Source organism: Mesorhizobium sp. M1328 (assembly GCF_040318075.1).
Lineage (GTDB): Bacteria > Pseudomonadota > Alphaproteobacteria > Rhizobiales > Rhizobiaceae > Mesorhizobium.
In genome coordinates this window covers 328,940-345,762 of sequence record NZ_JAMYLO010000001.1, presented here as the reverse complement: position 1 = coordinate 345,762, position 16,823 = coordinate 328,940, and the positions used below count along the sequence as shown (strand labels likewise).

The 16,823-nt window shown below is 62.1% G+C and carries 15 protein-coding genes; 4 read left to right on the top strand and 11 right to left on the bottom strand.

What is annotated here, in order from left to right; translation table 11 throughout:
- The first annotated feature begins 107 nt into the window (after window positions 1–107).
- Together NKH23_RS01720 and NKH23_RS01715 are read left to right on the top strand one after the other, a co-directional pair.
- A complete protein-coding gene (locus NKH23_RS01720; RefSeq protein WP_352716247.1) occupies window positions 108–2,108 on the top strand; it encodes a protein-L-isoaspartate(D-aspartate) O-methyltransferase in 2,001 nt (666 codons plus the stop codon).
- 39 nt (window positions 2,109–2,147) lie between these two features.
- Window positions 2,148–2,393, top strand: a complete 246-nt coding sequence (locus NKH23_RS01715) for a hypothetical protein (RefSeq protein ID WP_352716249.1) — start codon at window positions 2,148–2,150, stop codon at window positions 2,391–2,393.
- Window positions 2,394–2,511: 118 nt separating this feature from the next.
- Here NKH23_RS01715 and NKH23_RS01710 read toward each other — a convergent pair whose 3' ends face one another.
- The 4 genes from NKH23_RS01710 to NKH23_RS01695 form a co-directional block, all read right to left on the bottom strand.
- On the bottom strand, window positions 2,512–3,003 hold the full coding sequence (locus NKH23_RS01710; RefSeq protein ID WP_352716251.1) for a DUF1772 domain-containing protein: 492 nt from the start codon (window positions 3,001–3,003) through the stop codon (window positions 2,512–2,514).
- A 98-nt stretch (window positions 3,004–3,101) separates the two neighbouring features.
- Window positions 3,102–4,640, bottom strand: coding sequence for a SpoVR family protein (locus tag NKH23_RS01705; protein ID WP_352977130.1), 1,539 nt, complete (start codon window positions 4,638–4,640; stop codon window positions 3,102–3,104).
- Window positions 4,640–5,962 carry a YeaH/YhbH family protein gene (locus tag NKH23_RS01700; RefSeq protein WP_352912013.1) on the bottom strand — a complete coding sequence of 441 codons (1,323 nt, stop codon included), beginning with the start codon at window positions 5,960–5,962 and terminating at the stop codon, window positions 4,640–4,642. Before NKH23_RS01700 ends, NKH23_RS01705 begins: the two co-directional genes overlap by 1 nt.
- 18 nt (window positions 5,963–5,980) lie before the next feature.
- A complete protein-coding gene (locus NKH23_RS01695; protein ID WP_352449545.1) occupies window positions 5,981–7,930 on the bottom strand; it encodes a PrkA family serine protein kinase in 1,950 nt (649 codons plus the stop codon).
- 269 nt (window positions 7,931–8,199) lie between these two features.
- On the opposite strand from NKH23_RS01695, the gene NKH23_RS01690 reads away from it, so the two are divergent.
- A complete protein-coding gene (locus NKH23_RS01690; RefSeq protein ID WP_292655465.1) occupies window positions 8,200–8,361 on the top strand; it encodes a hypothetical protein in 162 nt (53 codons plus the stop codon).
- Window positions 8,362–8,377: 16 nt separating this feature from the next.
- On the opposite strand, the gene ocd is transcribed toward NKH23_RS01690, so the two are convergent.
- Window positions 8,378–9,445 carry an ornithine cyclodeaminase gene (gene ocd, locus NKH23_RS01685; RefSeq protein WP_352912009.1) on the bottom strand — a complete coding sequence of 356 codons (1,068 nt, stop codon included), beginning with the start codon at window positions 9,443–9,445 and terminating at the stop codon, window positions 8,378–8,380.
- A 3-nt stretch (window positions 9,446–9,448) separates the two neighbouring features.
- On the bottom strand, window positions 9,449–10,369 hold the full coding sequence (gene rocF, locus NKH23_RS01680; RefSeq protein WP_352912006.1) for an arginase: 921 nt from the start codon (window positions 10,367–10,369) through the stop codon (window positions 9,449–9,451).
- A 128-nt stretch (window positions 10,370–10,497) separates the two neighbouring features.
- Between rocF and NKH23_RS01675 the strand changes: the two genes are divergently transcribed.
- Window positions 10,498–10,935 carry an Lrp/AsnC family transcriptional regulator gene (locus NKH23_RS01675; RefSeq protein ID WP_292655471.1) on the top strand — a complete coding sequence of 146 codons (438 nt, stop codon included), beginning with the start codon at window positions 10,498–10,500 and terminating at the stop codon, window positions 10,933–10,935.
- Between the two features lie 138 nt (window positions 10,936–11,073).
- On the opposite strand, the gene NKH23_RS01670 is transcribed toward NKH23_RS01675, so the two are convergent.
- From NKH23_RS01670 to cyoA, 5 genes are all read right to left on the bottom strand, one after another.
- On the bottom strand, window positions 11,074–12,267 hold the full coding sequence (locus tag NKH23_RS01670; RefSeq protein ID WP_352977129.1) for a DUF3182 family protein: 1,194 nt from the start codon (window positions 12,265–12,267) through the stop codon (window positions 11,074–11,076).
- Between the two features lie 257 nt (window positions 12,268–12,524).
- Complete coding sequence (gene cyoD, locus NKH23_RS01665; protein ID WP_352911999.1) at window positions 12,525–12,953, bottom strand: cytochrome o ubiquinol oxidase subunit IV; 429 nt, start codon at window positions 12,951–12,953, stop codon at window positions 12,525–12,527.
- Window positions 12,950–13,603, bottom strand: a complete 654-nt coding sequence (gene cyoC, locus NKH23_RS01660) for a cytochrome o ubiquinol oxidase subunit III (protein WP_352977128.1) — start codon at window positions 13,601–13,603, stop codon at window positions 12,950–12,952. Before cyoC ends, cyoD begins: the two co-directional genes overlap by 4 nt.
- The gene (cyoB, locus tag NKH23_RS01655; protein WP_353034169.1) at window positions 13,600–15,606 is read right to left on the bottom strand and encodes a cytochrome o ubiquinol oxidase subunit I; all 2,007 of its coding nucleotides are present in this window, start codon (window positions 15,604–15,606) and stop codon (window positions 13,600–13,602) included. Before cyoB ends, cyoC begins: the two co-directional genes overlap by 4 nt.
- Before the next feature lie 2 nt (window positions 15,607–15,608).
- Window positions 15,609–16,481 carry a ubiquinol oxidase subunit II gene (gene cyoA, locus NKH23_RS01650; RefSeq protein ID WP_352716403.1) on the bottom strand — a complete coding sequence of 291 codons (873 nt, stop codon included), beginning with the start codon at window positions 16,479–16,481 and terminating at the stop codon, window positions 15,609–15,611.
- Window positions 16,482–16,823 lie beyond the last annotated feature (342 nt).

Genomic DNA, 16,823 nt, shown 5'->3' with positions numbered 1-16,823 from the left:
CAGGAATTCACGGGACCGCAATTCCAGGGACGTACGGGACATGAACCTAGTTGCCCTTGAGGACGCTTGGCTCATTGGGGCGGAGGGGTCTGCAAAAGGAGCAAAAAATGCTCGATCTCTCCGATGCCCGTGATCGTATGGTGGACGTCCACCTAAGCCGCCGTGGCATTCGCGACCGCAATGTCCTGCAGGCGATGCGGGAGGTTCCGCGCGAGGCTTTCGTCGATCCGGGCTTCGAAGAGTTCGCTTATGAGGATGGGCCGCTGCCGATCGCCGAAGGTCAGACGATATCGCAGCCCTTTATCGTTGCGTTCATGATCGAAATGGCGGAGATCGGAGCTGGTGACCATGTTCTCGAGGTCGGCACCGGCTCCGGCTATGCGGCTGCCGTAATGAGCCGCATCGTCGAACGCGTCTACACGATCGAGCGCCACGCCGCGTTGGCTGAAACGGCAAGGCAACGGTTCAAAAAGCTTGGCTACGACAATATCGAAGTCCGCACTGGCGACGGCACCAAGGGCTGGCCCGAAGCGGCGCCCTTCGATGCGATCCTGGTTGCCGCCGCTGGACCCGGCGCACCGCTCGCTCTGCAAGAACAGCTCGACGTCGCCGGCCGGCTTATCATCCCGGTCGGCGACGAATTCGACGCGCAGCGGCTGCTCAAGGTCACCCGGACCGGCGCAGCAACTTACACCGAGGAGGATTTCGGCGGCGTGCGGTTTGTTCCGCTGATCGGCGAGCAAGGCTGGGGCGAGCCAGGCAGCGACAGCCAAATAGCGGCCGATCTTCCGCACCGGCATCAGCGCAGGAGCAGCCTGCCGCAGATGATAGCGGCCGCAGCCGAACCGCTTCCGGATTTCGACGATCCGGCCTTCGGTGCGCTGTTCGACCGGTTTGCCGACCGCCGCGTCGTCTTGCTCGGCGAAGCCAGTCACGGTACGTCGGAGTTCTACCGTGCGCGCGCCGCGATCACTCGCAGGCTGATCGAGAAGCATGGCTTCACCATCGTCGCGGTGGAGGCCGACTGGCCCGATGCCGCGGCGATCGACCGCTACGTCCGCCATCGGCCGCCGCGGCCGGGCGCGGCGCCGCCGTTCCAGCGCTTTCCCACCTGGATGTGGCGCAACACCGACGTCGCGGCGTTCGTCGACTGGATGCGAGTGCGTAATGAGCGGATCAGCATATCCTCCCGGCGGGCCGGATTCTATGGCCTTGACATCTACAATATGGGCGGATCGATTGCGGCGGTCCTGCAATATCTCGACCGGGTCGATCCGCAGGCGGCGAGGATCGCGCGCGAACGCTATGGCTGCCTGACGCCGTGGCAGAACGACCCGGCCACTTATGGCCGTGTCGCACTCACCTCCGGTTACCAGAAATGCGAGAAGGCCGTGCTCGAGCAATGCCGGGAACTGCTTTCCAGGGAGCTCGACTATGCGCAGCAGGACGGTATCGATTTCCTCGACGCCACCCAGAACGCCCGCCTAGTCGCCGCCGCCGAGCGCTATTACCGCACCATGTATTATGGCGGCGCGCAATCCTGGAACCTGCGCGACACCCACATGTTCGAAACGCTGGAGCACCTGCTGCAGGCCCGCGGCCCGAATGCCAAGGCGGTGGTGTGGGCACATAATTCCCATATCGGCGATGCTCGCTACACCGAGATGGGGATCGTCAGGGACGAAGTGAACATCGGCCAGCTCTGCCGCCAGCGTCTTGGCGACGAGGTTGGCTTGATTGGGCTCAGTACGCATTCCGGGACGGTGGCCGCGGCGACCGACTGGGACGGCGACATGGAAGTGAAACTGGTGCGGCCTTCCCACAACGACAGCTATGAGCGGCTTTGCCACGACAGCGGCGTCTCGCCTTTCCTTCTCGATTTCGAGCGCGACGACACGCTGCGCCAACGGCTTCTCGAGCGCCGGCTGGAGCGCTTTATCGGCGTCATCTACCGGCCCGAGACCGAGTTGCACAGCCACTATGCGGATGCCTCGCTCGCCCGCCAGTTCGATGCTTTCGTCTGGTTCGATGAAACCAGTGCCGTGACGCCGCTTGGGCCGGAACATGCGGGGACAGGCCTTCCCGAGACCTATCCTTTCGGGCTTTAGCAGCTTGGGAAGCGGAAAATAGAAAGAAGGAGGTCGCCGATGGCCGGAAGAAAGACTCATGAGCAGCAGTTGCGCATCATCGAAGAGCGCGAGAACACGAAAAACGCCGGCAAGGATTTCGACGCCGAAGCGGATTTGAAAAAGACCAGGCAAGAGCGCGAGGCGTTCCGGCGCGGTGCCGAGCTCAGATCGGACCCGAAGGATATTGCCGATCCCGACGATCGCAACATCATCCGCGGCGAGCACCAGGAAAGCGCCCACAACAAGCATCGCGCCGACCGCTGAACGGCCGGATCGCTTGACGTTAAGACAATACGGCGCCGGGTCCGTTCTCTGATCTGACGGATGCAGCGTTCGTAGCCGCAAATTGGCGAACGAGGACGCCGTCTTGATCTCCTCGGCGCTATTCGGCAAAAAATGTCGCGGCGACAGCAATTGAGACTAGGCTCAGCATCGCGAGGCCTGCCCTGGCGACATGCGAAGCCTCCCAGACGTTGCGCAAATCTCTCCAGTCGCCGGTCTGCTTTCGAGAGAACATTGAAAAAAACGTCGCGGCTGATTTCGGCATGGCAGTGTCTTGCACCCAGAAATTATTGACGGGATGCGTGACCAACCAATAGGTCGCATGCTCCGCCAGCAAGAAGACAAGCGCCGCCAAGGTCCACCAGAATCGGGCGCTTGGATAGGGCGTCAGGTAGAGCAGGACGGCGAGTGCAATGATGCCGCCGATCTCGGCGAACCCGCCGATCGTGAAGCCGGGATAGTAGATCGCCTGCACTGATCTGTAGGTGGCCTCCTTGAGACGCAACTTGCCGGGCAATTCCAGTGCGTGCGCGAGCGAGAGCGCCATCGAGACGGCGACCAGAAGAAGGGTGGCGATCATCAATGCGCGCATGTTCCTGCTCCCGATCATGCCAAGGTGCGCGCGTAGATAGGGTCGTTGGTGATCCGGTAAAGGCTATGACACCCGACGTCGCCGGCAAGCCGGTCGGGTCATTCCCCGATCTGGCTGGTAGACCGTTCGTGGAGCGTGGCGCCGGTCTGCGCGTCGACCGCGACCATGCTGACCTCGTAGCCCCAGAGCTTGCGGATGTGGCGCAGCGTGGCGTCGCGGCTGCCGCCTTCCAGCACGATGCCGTACTTGACCTTGTGCTGCAGGCGCAGATGCCGGTCGCCGAGCAGGTCCACGTCCACCACCTGGATGTCCGGCCGGCTGGCGCCGATGTCGTAGCTGTGGGCGAGTGCGGCGCGGACGCTCTCGTAGCCGCGCTCATTGTGTATCGAGGCGACTTCGTAATGGGGGTCGTTGGCGGCATCGGCAAGGACAAAGAACCGCCATTTCCGTATCAGGGTAGGGCTCAGATATTGGCGGATGAAGGACTCGTCGCGATGGTTGGCCCAGGCGTCCAGCAAGGTCTGGCGCCAGTCGCCATTGCCGGCGATATCGGGGAACCAGTCGCGGTCCTCGGCCGTCGGCGCGGTCGAGATGCGCTGGATGTCCTGCATCATGTCGAGACCCAGCGCGTAAGGGTTGATACCGGAAAAGCGCGGATCGTCGAACCCTGGCTGGAAGATCACGTTCGAATGGTTGCGCAGGATTTCCAGCATGGCACCTTCGCCGATCAGGCCGCGATCGAACAAAAGGTTCATCAGCGTGTAATGCACGAAGGTGGCGCAGCCCTCGTTCATCACCTGCGTTTGCCGTTGGGGATAGAAATACTGCGCGATGACGCGGACAATCCGGACGACCTCACGCTGCCATGGTTCCAGGATCAGGCTGTTCTTCTCCAGGAAATAAAGCAGGTTCTCCTCGGGCAGCTTGAGCGATTTCTTGCGCTCCGCCACGGTGTCCGTCTCGCGGACCTTGGTGCCGTCCTTGGACGGCGGCAGCGTGCGCCACAGATCATTGTAGGAGCGCTCCTCGTATTCCAGGCGCTCGCGAAGGCCCTCGCGCTGCTTTTCCGACGACAGCTTCGGCGGCCGGTGATATCTGAACACGCCCTGTTCCATCAGCGCATGTGCGGCATCGAGGATCTCTTCCACCGCATCGACGCCATGCCGCTCCTCGCAGCGGGCAATGTAGCCCTTGGCAAAGTCCAGATAGCTGAGGATGGCGCCGGCGTCCGTCCACTGCCGGAACAGATAATTGTTCTTGAAGAAATGGTTGTGGCCGAGTGCCGCGTGCGCCGTCACCAGGGCCTGCAGGGCCATGGTGTTTTCCTCCATCAGATAGACGATGCAGGGATTCGAATTGATGACGAGTTCATAGGCGAGCCCTCGCCCGCCTTTGCGATAGAGCAATTCCTGGTAGAGGTAGTGCTTGCCGAACGACCAGTGCCGGTACATCAGCGGCATGCCGACCGAGGAATAGGCGTCGAGCATCTGTTCGGACGAGATGATCTCCATTTGTACCGGATAGATGTCGAGGTGGAGCTCTTCGGTGGCGATCGCCTCGATGGTCTTGTAGGCGCGCGACAGCGTCCTGAAATCCCAGTCGGAACCGGAAAACAGCAGCCCGGATCTGCTCTCCATCAGCCCCCTCTTTCACCGCTCTTTTGATAACCCGGCTGTCTGGCGAAGAGTTGGCGGAAAACCGGGTAGATGTCGGCCGCGGTGGCGATGCGGCTCATCTGGAAATTCGACCATCTCAGCTTGACCGCACTGTAGGCACGCCATAGCGACGTGCCGTTGTCGGTAGCGCCGAAGATATGGCTCTCGCGCTCGTCGAGGATCTCGACATAGGCGAAATACTGGCAGAGCCGCATGATCTGTTCATCGAGAAGTGCGATGCAGCGCTCGGAATCGGTGACGAAATTGTCGCCGTCCGAGGCCTGGGCGACATAGATGTTCCATTCGCGGCTAGGATAGCGTTGCTCGACGATGCGGTGCATCTCCTCGAGCGCCGTGGAAACCACCGTACCGCCGCTCTGGGTGTTGTAGAAGAAGGTTTCCTCGTCGACCTCCTGCGCCTCGTGCGTGTGGCGGATGAAGACCACCTCGGTCCGGTCGTAGCGCCGTTTCAGGAACAGGTGCAGCAGCACGAAGAAGCGCTTGGCCAGATCCTTCTCGCGTTCGCCCATCGAACCGGACACGTCCATGAGGCAGAACATCACCGCGTTGGCATTCGGCACCGGCTGCGCGTCGAAGCGGTTGAAGCGGATATCGACCGGATCGACAAAGGCGATCCGCTTGCGGCGGCGCTCCAGCCGATCGAACTCTTCCTGAAGCGCCACGATGCGCTGGCGTATCTCGGCGTTTTGCGGCTTCGCCTCCAGCGACGCAATCTCCTGCGCGATCGCGTCGAGTTCCTCCTGCTTGGGGCGCCTGAGCGCTATGCGGCGGCCGTGGCTGTTGCGCATCGTGCGCCCGACATTGATGTTGGTCGGCGAGCCGGTCGCGGCGAAGCCGGCCCGGCGCGGCTTGAAGGCGAGGATCTCCTTCAGGTTGAGCTTGACCATATCAGGCAGTTCGAGGTCTTCGAAAAAGAGGTCGAGCACCTCTTCGCGCGACAGCACGAAACGGAAATCGTCCTCCGATTCGGTTCTCCCCGGGGCTGATCCCATGCCGCCGCCCTGGCCGGGCTTGGGCAGCCGGTCGCCTGGAGCAAAATGCTTGTTGCCGGGCAGGACGTGCCGGCGACTGCCGCTGTTCCTGGCATCGTTGAAGCTCGGCTCGCCGGTGCCTCGCGCCGGCATCGAAACGGCATGCTCGGCATCCACGTCGGCGATCTTGCCGGTGCGGATCTGATCGCGGATGGTGCGCTTCAACTCTTCGCGCGCCCGCCGCAGGAAACGCTGCCGGTTGCCGAGGCTTTTGTCCTTCGGGTTCAGTCGGCGATCGATGAAGATCGGCATATGTTACCCCGGCTGGCTTCAACCCGCCTTGTTCACCCGCATGTACCAGTCCACCAGCCGGCGGACCTGGCGCTCGGTGTAACCGCGCTGGATCATCCGCTGCACGAATTCGGTATGCCGCTTCTCCGTCACGCTGTCCTGCTTGGAGCCGAAACTGATCACCGGCAGCAGATCCTCGACCTGCCCGAACATCCGCTTCTCGATGACTTCGCGCAGCTTTTCGTAGCTTGTCCATGACGGGTTGCGGCCATGGTTTCTGGCCCGCGCGCGCAGCGTGAACTTCACCACTTCGTTACGGAAGTCCTTGGGATTGGCGATGCCGGCCGGCTTTTCGACCTGCGACAGTTCGTTGTCCAAAACCTCGCGATTGAGGATCTGGCCGGTATCGGTATCCTTGTAGTCCTGATCCTCGATCCAGGCATCGGCATAGGCGATATAGCGGTCGAACAGATTCTGGCCGTATTCGCTGTAGGATTCCAGATAGGCCTTCTGGATCTCGTGGCCGATGAACTCGGCATAACGGGTGGCCAGCTCCGACTTTATGAAATCGAGATAGTCCGCCTCTGTTTCCTTCGGGAACTGCTCGCGCTTGATCGCCTCTTCCAGGATGTACATCAGATGCACCGGATCGGCGGCCACCTCTTCGGTGTCGTAGTTGAAGGTCTGCGACAGGATCTTGAAGGCGAAGCGGGTGCTGACGCCGGTCATGCCTTCATCGACACCGGCCGCGTTTCGGTACTCCTGGACCGACTTCGCCTTGGGATCGGTTTCCTTGAGGTTCTCGCCGTCATAGACGCGCATCTTGGTGTAGAGCGGCGAATTGTCGTGTTCGGCCAGGCGGGTCGAGACGGTGAACCGGCTGAGGATGTCGAGCACTTCCGGAGCGCAGGGACTGTTAGCCAGTTCGCTTTCGCGCAACAGCTTCTCGTAGATCTGCCGTTCTTCGGTAACGCGCAGGCAATACGGCACCTTGACCACCAGGATGCGGTCGAGGAACGCCTCGTTGTTCTTGTTGTTCTTGAACTGCAGCCATTCCGATTCATTGGAATGGGCAACGATGATGCCCTGATAGGGGAAAGCGCCGAAATTCTCGGTGCCGTTGTAGCTGCCTTCCTGGGTCGCGGTCAGCAGCGGATGCAGCACCTTGATCGGCGCCTTGAACATCTCGACGAATTCGAGCAGTCCTTGCGTGGTCCGGTTCAGCCCGCCGCTATAGGAGTAGGCGTCCGGATCGGACTGGCTGAAGTTTTCCAGCTGCCTGATATCGACCTTGCCCACCAGGGCCGACACGTCCTGGTTGTTCTCGTCGCCCGGCTCGGTCTTGGCAATGCCGATCTGGCGCAGCCTGGACGGCATCAGCTTGACGACGCTGAATTTGGAGATGTCGCCGGACAATTCGTCGAGGCGCTTGGCCGCCCAGGGCGAGATCAGGCCGTTCAGCCGCCGCCGGGCGATCCCGTATTTGTCCTCCAAAAGGTCGCCCATGCGGTCGGGATCGAACAGCCCGAGCGGCGATTCGAAGACCGGGCTGACCTGGCCGCCGACCTTCAGGGTATAGATCGGACGCTGCTCCATCAGCCTTTTCAGCTGCTCCGCAAGCGAGGATTTGCCGCCGCCGACCGGGCCGAGGAGATAGAGGATCTGCTTGCGTTCCTCAAGCCCTTGCGAGGCATAGCGGAAATAACCGGCGATACGCTCGATTGTATCCTCCATGCCGTAAAAGTCGGCGAAGGTTGGATAGATCTTGATCGTCCGGTTCGAAAAAATACGGCCGAGCCGCTCGTCCTTGCTGGTATCGACAAAGGTCGGCTCACCGATCGCCTCGACCATCCGTTCGGGTGCCGAGGCGTACATCGACTTGTCCTCGCGGCAGGCAAGCAGATATTGCTGGAGGCTTATCTCCTCCTGCGCCGCATTCTTGTAGACCTCGGAAAACAGATCGAAGACGTCGGATTGATTCTCACGCATGGTATTCCTAGCCCCGGAGCCGGTGTGGCTGCACGTTTGTCTCTTGAACAACCAAATGTTGGAAAGCCCTTGTGGTTCCCTTCACTTCGCAGAGAGTGCATGTGACCGAATGATAAGAGTTACATAAGCGCATCCTGAGTGCAGACAAGGCGTGGAACGTCCTGCCCGAGGCACAAAATCCTGAATCGCACCACGTCCTGCGGGCGACATCCGACAAGACGGAGGAACGGTTCGGGTCCTTTCCGGTTGTGAGGGAAAGGAGACGGTCGATGTCTGGGAATAGTTTGTGGTTGCTCGTTGTTGCAGGCGGTCCACTGCTTCTGGCAATTCTGATCGCCTACGCCCTGCTCACGCAGCGCCGTCGCGGCCCGGCGGAGCGCAGGGAAAGCGAGCGTGCGACCGAGCGCCTGTATCAGGAAAAGAAGGACTGACCGACGGGATCGCAGCTCAGCTGCCGGCAACCGCCAGGCTGGTCGCTTTTTCGGCGCGCAGCAGCATGCCAAACAGGTCGCGCGGCTCATCGGGATCGGCCAGAAGGTCTAGTTCCTCGTAAAGGCCGGTCCGCTGCAGCTGATCGCGGACGTAGCGCAACGCGGAAAAATCCTCGATCGCAAAGCCGACGGAGTCAAACAATGTGATCTGTCTTGCGTCCGTCCGGCCTGCTGCCTTTCCTGTCATCACTTGCCACAATTCGGTGATCGGGTGATTCGCATCGAGCTGCTGGCTCTCGCCTTCGACGCGCGTTTGCGGCGGATATTCGACGAAAATGTCCGAGCGCAGCAGAATGTCGCGATGCAGCTCGGTCTTGCCCGGGCAGTCGCCGCCCACCGCGTTGATGTGCACGCCGGATCCAACCATGTTGTCGGTCAGGATTGTTGCCGACCGCTTGTCGGCGGTAACCGTGGTGATGATCTCTGCACCTTCAACGGCTTCCTGCGCCGACGCGCAGACCTTGATGTCGAAACCCATGCCGGCAAGGTTCTTCATGCATTTCGTCGAGGCCGCCGGGTCGATATCGTAGAGCCGCAGCCTGTCGACGCCAAGCAGCGCCTTGAACGCAATCGCCTGGAATTCCGATTGCGCGCCATTGCCGATGATCGCCATGCACCTGGCGGCCTCGGGAGCGAGGTATTTCGCCGCGACCGCCGAGCTTGCGGCGGTTCTGAGCGCGGTCAGGATGGTCATTTCCGAAAGCAGCATCGGATAGCCGTTGCCGACATCGGCAAGCACGCCGAAAGCGGTCACGGTCTGGCGGCCGTCACGCGTATTCTTCGGATGCCCGTTGACGTATTTGAAGCCGTAGAGCTGCCCGTCGCTGGTCGGCATCAGCTCGATGACGCCGTCAACGCTGTGCGAGGCGACGCGCGGCGTCTTGTCGAACAGCTCCCAGCGCCTGAAATCCTCTTCGATGTAGGCAGCAAGCTCGACCAGGAAGCGCTCGATGCCGATGGCAAGCACCAGCTTCATCATGCGGTCGACGCTGACGAACGGGACGATGTTCAAATTCACCGTCATGGCTCAGAACCCCCTCGTCGGGCGATCCATGATCCGCCGGCCCATCAGGCTTGCGGTCAGGTCGACCAAAAGCGTGGCAGTGCGGCCGCGTTCGTCGAGAAAAGGGTTGAGCTCGACCAGGTCGAGACTGGTGACGAGGCCGCTGTCATGCAGCATTTCCATCGCCAGATGCGCCTCGCGGAAGGTGGCGCCGCCGGGAACGGTGGTGCCGACCGCCGGGGCGATCGACGGGTCGAGAAAATCGACGTCGAGGCTGACGTGCAGCATGCCGTTGGCGGCGCTCACCCGTTCGAGAAACGCGCGAAGCAGTTGCGCGATGCCGTGCTCGTCGATCGAACGCATGTCATGGACCGTGACGCCGGCTCTGCGCAACGCTTCCCGTTCCGCCAGGTCCACGCTGCGGATCCCCAGCGCGCATATGCGAGCCGGATCCACCTGCGCTGCAAGGCGGGGGAAATAGCCCTCGAAGCCGGGCTGCCCGCTGGCATAGGCCAGCGGCACACCATGCAAATTGCCGCTGGTCGTCGTGTCGAGCGTGTGAAAATCGGGGTGCGCGTCGAGCCACAGCACGAAGAGCGGCCGACCGGCATTCGCCGCCCGGCGGGCAATGCCAGCGAGCGTGCCGGCCGAAATGCTGTGGTCGCCGCCGAGAAAGATCGGCATCGCATCGGCGCTTGCCGCATAGGCCGTTTCGCTGATCGCCGCCGTCCAGGCGGCAATTTCCGGCAGCGCCTTCACCGCCGCGTTGCCGTGTACGACAGGGCACATGTCGGCAGGGATAATCGTTCCGAGGTCGGTCAGTGTATGGCCGAGTTCGGTCAATGCGCCGGCCAGGCCGGCCGTGCGCAGCGCGCTGGGCCCCATCTCGCAACCCATGCGGCCCGAACCCGCCTGGATCGGTGCTCCTACGATCGTGCAATGCATGCTCATGCCCCACCAATTACGATGCCCCTATTGAAGCCGGCATCGCTGGCAGAATGAACATGTCAAATTGGCAAATTTGTCGAAGTGCCTTACCATAGTGGCATCATCTACGTCCGTTGTGAGCAATCATGGACCAGCTCGATGAGCAGATCATCACCTCTTTGCGGCACGACGCCCGGCGCAGCATTTCCGATCTTGCCATCAGCCTGGGTGTCTCTCGGGCAACGGTAAGGTCCCGGATCGAGCGACTTGAAAGGGACGGCGTCATCGTCGGCTACACCGTCATTCTGCGCGCCGACGCGGTCGATCAGCGCGTGCGTGGCATCATGATGATCGAGATCGAAGGCCACGCCGCTGATCGCGTCATCCGGGCGCTGGGCGGCTTCTCCGAGGTCTCGACGATCCACACCACCAATGGCCGCTGGGATCTGGTGATAGAACTCGGAACGCAGACCCTGAGCGAGTTCGACGCGGTGCTGAGACGTATCCGCCTGATCCCCGGAATTACCGGCAGTGAAACAAGCCTGCTCCTGGCAACGCCGCGCACCACCAAGGCGCGGCTGTGATCTTCGCCCTTGACCTGTAGCGGTAACGAAATCCGAAGCCACGGAACCTTCAATTGCCGCCGCGGTTAGAGCAATTCCAGGAAAAGTGTGGAACGCCATTGGCGGATGTTCCCTGCCAAAGGCGTGTTTCACTTCGACCTAAGATGACGATCGGCCGGCGTCCCCGATCGGCCCTCGGATCGCTTGGGTGACGATGGTATAACGCGTGATTTGACCCTCCTCGGGGTCCTCCCCGTGGAAATGGATGTCTGCGTTCAGCGGCAGCGGCGCAGTGCTGCCGAACTGCTTGACGGCGGAGACATGCACGATCTGCATATCGGGATCGCGCTTCATGGCGTCCATTGCTGCCAGCTCGGCGCTGCTGCTGCCACCGATCCGCCAGCTGGCTTCCAGCACACCCGATCGCCAGATGCCCGAGGAATCGACACCTTGGCCGATGTCGTAGTTGCGTCGCGAGGCGAAGAATCCGGGATAACCATCCATCGCTGCGTCATAGGTTCTCGCCTGCGCCACAGCCAAACCCAGCGCCGGAGATAGCCGCAGCTCATCCAGCGCCTCCCATCCGCCCCGCACGACAACCAGATCGGATCCGCCGTAAACGGGCTGCCCGTCGTTGTCGGTCGTCGTCCGCTGGGTGCCGTAATAGCTGACCGACAATTCGTCGATCGTGGTTCTGCCAACGCTCAGTGTAACAATGTCGCGAAGCTGCGTTTCGAGAACAAGGCCGTATTCGCTTAGGTCAGAGGATGGATATTGGTCCAGCAGCCTTTCGACATCGCCGACCGTCGCGGCGGTGTGCTGGTCGCGGCCCCGCGAAGCGCGCGGTGGCTTGAACCGGACCAGCCCGAGCTCCAGCAGACGTTGCGCTGCGCGCAGCGCGTCATGGCGTGAAAATGCAGTGTAGCCGGGCAGTACGGCCGCGGCGACGGCGCTGCCGAAGCCGGCGGGCCATTCCTTTGGCCGTGCCGCCGACCCGTCCACCAGCTCGTGGGTTATGGCCTTGGTGGTTGCGAGGCGCCAGGGCACCACGCCGCCGAAGAAGTCGTCGGGCCCGTTGATGCCCAGTTGGGCCGCATCGGCAGCAAGCAGGCTGTCGTCCGGCACGAAATACAGCCCGCCGCTGTCACCGCCGCCATCACGCAGGCCCTGGCGGAAGGAAAATCCCTTCAACGCTGCAATCGTGCGCGCGACGGCAGCGACGGTTTTCCATTCGTGCGCGTAGATGGTCTCGCCGCCCGGCGCGGAGAATACGACCACAACACCTTTCGTCCCGCTTGGTTGCTTACCGCTTAGCCCGGTCATGTCGAGCCCTTCGCCCATTGCCGAGCCCATCGCCGTTTCCGCGGCGATGCGTCCGAACCGAAAAACCCGCTTCCTCGGCGAATGTTCCGGGCAACGGCGCGCTATCCGGTTTGACCGAGTTGCGGCGATCGGAACATCGGCGGCTCATGGTTTTTATGCGGGAGCCTCAGACAGGGAGATGGATGTGCTCAAGGAGGCCGCGCCGCGCGCCCTGGGAGAGGCCGAGGTCGTCCGCTTGAGACCGAGCTCGCTGTCGCATGAACTGCGGCCAACGGCCGGAATAATCGCTAGCGGTTCATGTTCATGTTCGCGTTCATCGACATCAAATTGTGGTCGAGATTGGCCATGATCCAGATCGAGCCGCCGATCACCAGCACAACGATCAGCACGCCGAAGGCAAGCGCCAGGGCGTTGTTGGTGTTGTCCGGCCCCGTCGTGATGTGCAGGAAGAAGACGAGATGCACGCCCATCTGGGCGATCGCCAGCACGACCAGCGCCACCGGAATGCCGGGTGCCCATATCAGGTTCGTTCCGGGCAACCAGAACGAGGCGATGGTCAGCAGCGTTGCCAGCCCAAGGCCGATCACATAACCGCGTAACCCGGATCCGACTTCGGTGTCGCCGAGGTATTCGTCACCCGGCGCCGTATCGATGTCGTAGCGCTCCAGGCCATCGGTGTCGCGCCGTTGCGCGTGGCGATCGTCCGCATTGCTCATCGACTTGCTCCCAGGAGATAGACCACCGTGAACAGGGCGACCCAGATGATGTCGAGGGCGTGCCAGAACAGGCTGAAGCACATGAAACGCCGAAGAATATCGTCGCGGAATCCCTTGGCGAAGATCTGCGCCATCATCGTAAGCAGCCACAGCAGCCCCGCCGTGACGTGAAGGCCGTGGCATCCCACCAGCGTGAAGAACGCCGACAGGAAAGCGCTGCGTGTCGGTCCGGCACCGCTGGCAACCATATGCGCGAACTCGCGCAACTCGAGCAGGATGAAGGTGGCGCCGAGCACGAAGGTGACAGCCATCGCGACATAGAACCAGGAGCTTCGTCGCGCTGTCACGGCGAGGCTGGCGAGACCGCAGGTAAAGCTCGACAACAGCAAAGCGGCCGTCTCGATCGCGACGTTGCGCAGGTCGAACAGCTCGGCTCCGCTTGGTCCGCCCGCCGTCTTGCCCGCCAGCACGGCGTAGGCCGCGAAGAAGGCCGAGAACATCACGATGTCGCTCAGGAGGAAGATCCAGAAGCCGTAGCCCACGACGATCCGGATCGGTGCTGGGCCGCTGTCGCCGTGGCCGGGTGCACGGCCGTGGCTGCGATGGCCGAGGCGGTAGGGGTCACGCTCTCGAACGTCGATCGCGGTCATTGCCTTGGCCCCGTATGAGTGGCCAGCGCCTCGCGGCGGGCACTTCGGTTGGCGCGGTCGATCCGGGCGACTTCGGCGGCAGGAATGACGTATTCGGGGATGTCGCGCCACGCGAATATGACGAAGGTGGCGAAAGCGCCGAGCGCGCCGAGCGCCACCATCCACCAGATGTGCCAGATGAGGGCGAAGCCCATCACGGTCGCAAAGAAGGCGCAGATGAACCCGGTGGGACCGTTGCGCGGCATCTCGATCGGCTCGTATTCAGGCTCGTCGCGCAGCCGGTTTTGCTCGCGTGCCCGCTGCTTGATGTTCCAGTAGGGCTCTTCGCCCTCGACATGCGGAAGCGCGGCGAAGTTGAAGACCGGCGGCGGCGAGGGCGTGGCCCATTCCAGCGAGCGCCCGTCCCAGGGATCCCCGGTGGCATCTCGAAGCGCCGCACGCTGCCGGATGCTGACGACGAGTTGTATGATCTGCGCGACCACGCCGGCGGTGGTGATTAACATGCCGGCGCCGGCAACCAGCACCCAGGGATACCAGGCCGGCACGTCGAAATGCTGCATGCGGCGGGTCATGCCGAGCAGGCCGACAGCGTAGAGCGGCACGAAGGTGGCGTAGAACCCGATCAGCGTCAGCCAGAAGGCCAGCTTGCCCCAGCCCTCGTGCAGCCGGAAGCCGAATGCCTTGGGAAACCAGTAGGTATATCCCGCGAAGGCGCCGAACAGCACACCGCCGATGATGACGTTATGGAAATGCGCCACCAGGAACAGGCTGTTGTGGAGCAGGAAATCGGCCGGCGGCACGGCCAGCAACACGCCCGTCATGCCGCCGATGACGAACGTCACCATGAAGCCCAGCGACCACAGCATTGGCGTCGCGAAGCGGATGCGGCCGCCATACATGGTGAACATCCAGTTGTAGATCTTCACGCCGGTACCGACAGCGATAATGCTGGTGGCGATGCCGAACGCGGCGTTGACGTCGGCGCCGGCTCCCATGGTGAAGAAGTGGTGCAGCCACACCATGAAGGAGACGATGCAGATGAACAGCGTCGCGGCCACCATCGAGCGGTAGCCGAACAGCGGCTTGCTGGAGAACGTGGAGATAACCTCCGAGAAGATGCCGAACGCCGGCAGGACGAGGATGTAGACCTCGGGATGGCCCCAGGCCCAGATCAGGTTCACGAACATCAGCATGTTGCCGCCGGCTTCATTGGTGAAGAAATGAAAGCCGAAATAGCGGTCGAGCGTCAGCATCGCGAGCGTCGCGGTGAGGACCGGGAACGCGGCGACGATGAGCAAGCTGGCGGCGAGTGAGGTCCAGCAGAACATCGACATCCTGAGGTAACTCATGCCGGGCGCCCGCATCTTCAGGATCGTGGTGACGAAATTGATGCCGGTGAGCAGCGTTCCGACGCCCGCTATCTGCACTGCCCACAGATAATAATCGACGCCGACGCCCGGCGAGTAGGCGGTCTCGCTGAGCGGCGGATAGGGCAGCCATCCGGTGCGCGCGAATTCGCCGATCACCAGCGAGATGTTGACCAGCAGCGCACCGGTGGCGGTGAGCCAGAAACTCACCGAGTTGAGCGTTGGAAAGGCAACGTCGCGAACGCCGAGCTGCAGCGGCACGACCAGGTTCATCAGGCCGATGACGAACGGCATCGCCCCGAAAAAGATCATGATGGTGCCGTGGGCGGAAAAGACCTGGTTGAAGTGGTCGGGCGGCAGATAGCCGGGCGCCTGGAAGGCGAGGGCCTGCTGGGACCGCATCATGATGGCGTCGCTGAAGCCGCGCAGCAGCATCAGCAGCGCCAGCAGCGTGTACATCACGCCAATCCGCTTGTGATCGACGCTGGTGATCCATTCGCGCCACAGATAGGGGAAATGGCCGGCCAGGAAGACCCAGGCCAGCACGCCGAGGATTGCCAGGGCGACGACCGCCGAGGCGATCATCGGCAGAGGCTGATCGAACGGAATGACGTCCCAGCTCAATTTTCCGAGCATTGTCAGCCTCCTGTCTTGGGCAATACGCTCGGCTCGGGGCGACCGGCCTGGGGGCCGGGCGCGGGCGGAACGCCCTGCGTCGCGATTTCATGGAAAAGGTCCGGCTCGACCGAGCGATAGGTCGAAGGCGGCACGTCCAGGCTCTGTCTGGCCAGTTCCTGGTAGCTGGCCTTGTCGAGTGCCTGTCCCTGGTTTCGCGCCGAATTGACGAATGCATCGAAGGCGTCCGCCGCCACGGCATGCAGCACGAATTGCATGCCTGGAAAACCGTCGCCGCTGAAATGGGCCGACCGCCCATAGAATTCGCCCGGCTGATCCGCCTGCAGGTGAAGCTGCGTTGTCATGCCGTTCATCGTGTAGATCATGCCGCCGAGCTGAGGCACGAAGAACGCATTCATGACGCTTGCCGAGGTGAGCGAGAAATGCACCGGCCTGCCCGCCGGCACCACAAGCTGGTTGATGCTCGCGATATTCTGCTCGGGGTAGATGAACAGCCATTTCCAGTCGAGCGAGACGACCTGCACCTCAAGCGGCTTTTGCTGGGAATCCAGCGGCTTCATTGGATCGAGGTCATGCGACCCGATCCAGATGATGCCGCTCAGAAACAGGATGACGAGGATGGGGATCGACCAGACCACCAGTTCGATGCGTCCGGAATAGGCCCATTCCGGCAGATACCGCGCCCTTGTGTTGGTCTCCCGGAACCACCAGGCAAAACCGAGCGTCGCCACGATCGTCGGGACGACGATGGCCAGCATGATGGCGACCGAATTGAGCAGGATCGTGCGCTGCGCCGCGCCGACTGGCCCTTGCGGGTCGAGCACGCCGCCCTGGCAGCCGGCAAGCAGACCAGCAAGTAGCCCAGCAAGTAGCATCGTCGCGCCGACGCGGCCAAAACGGATGACGGCACAATTTCGAACGATCGCCCTCAGCAACATGAAATCTCGCCGTTTCCTGAAAACCGATTGGAACGTTGCAGGCAGCGTGGCTGCCAACCCCGAATGTGCGCGCCGGTATGCTCCTGGCGACAGTTTCTTCATGCACGCGGCTCCGGCTGGCAGAACCACATGCGGCGGACGTCATCGTTAAGCGGTCGACCTGTCGAGAACCCCTCCAAATCCTAAAAACCAGCGGCAAATCTTAAGAAACCAGAAACAGTACCCAGATCGAAGTTATCGCCAGAAACGTGGCGAATGCCAAGGCGGTGAACCGGTTCA

Excerpts from the sequence above, each read along its gene's own strand:
- NKH23_RS01710 (WP_352716251.1), bottom strand. The coding sequence starts at position 3,003 with ATGCGCGCATTGATGATCGCCACCCTTCTTCTGGTCGCCGTCTCGATG.
- NKH23_RS01720 (WP_352716247.1), top strand. The coding sequence starts at position 108 with ATGCTCGATCTCTCCGATGCCCGTGATCGTATGGTGGACGTCCACCTA.
- NKH23_RS01670 (WP_352977129.1), bottom strand. The coding sequence starts at position 12,267 with ATGGGCTCGGCAATGGGCGAAGGGCTCGACATGACCGGGCTAAGCGGT.
- cyoD (WP_352911999.1), bottom strand. The coding sequence starts at position 12,953 with ATGAGCAATGCGGACGATCGCCACGCGCAACGGCGCGACACCGATGGC.
- NKH23_RS01705 (WP_352977130.1), bottom strand. The coding sequence starts at position 4,640 with ATGGAGAGCAGATCCGGGCTGCTGTTTTCCGGTTCCGACTGGGATTTC.
- NKH23_RS01700 (WP_352912013.1), bottom strand. The coding sequence starts at position 5,962 with ATGCCGATCTTCATCGATCGCCGACTGAACCCGAAGGACAAAAGCCTC.
- cyoB (WP_353034169.1), bottom strand. The coding sequence starts at position 15,606 with ATGCTCGGAAAATTGAGCTGGGACGTCATTCCGTTCGATCAGCCTCTG.
- NKH23_RS01675 (WP_292655471.1), top strand. The coding sequence starts at position 10,498 with ATGGACCAGCTCGATGAGCAGATCATCACCTCTTTGCGGCACGACGCC.
- NKH23_RS01690 (WP_292655465.1), top strand. The coding sequence starts at position 8,200 with ATGTCTGGGAATAGTTTGTGGTTGCTCGTTGTTGCAGGCGGTCCACTG.
- NKH23_RS01695 (WP_352449545.1), bottom strand. The coding sequence starts at position 7,930 with ATGCGTGAGAATCAATCCGACGTCTTCGATCTGTTTTCCGAGGTCTAC.
- rocF (WP_352912006.1), bottom strand. The coding sequence starts at position 10,369 with ATGCATTGCACGATCGTAGGAGCACCGATCCAGGCGGGTTCGGGCCGC.
- cyoC (WP_352977128.1), bottom strand. The coding sequence starts at position 13,603 with ATGACCGCGATCGACGTTCGAGAGCGTGACCCCTACCGCCTCGGCCAT.
- ocd (WP_352912009.1), bottom strand. The coding sequence starts at position 9,445 with ATGACGGTGAATTTGAACATCGTCCCGTTCGTCAGCGTCGACCGCATG.
- NKH23_RS01715 (WP_352716249.1), top strand. The coding sequence starts at position 2,148 with ATGGCCGGAAGAAAGACTCATGAGCAGCAGTTGCGCATCATCGAAGAG.
- cyoA (WP_352716403.1), bottom strand. The coding sequence starts at position 16,481 with ATGCTACTTGCTGGGCTACTTGCTGGTCTGCTTGCCGGCTGCCAGGGC.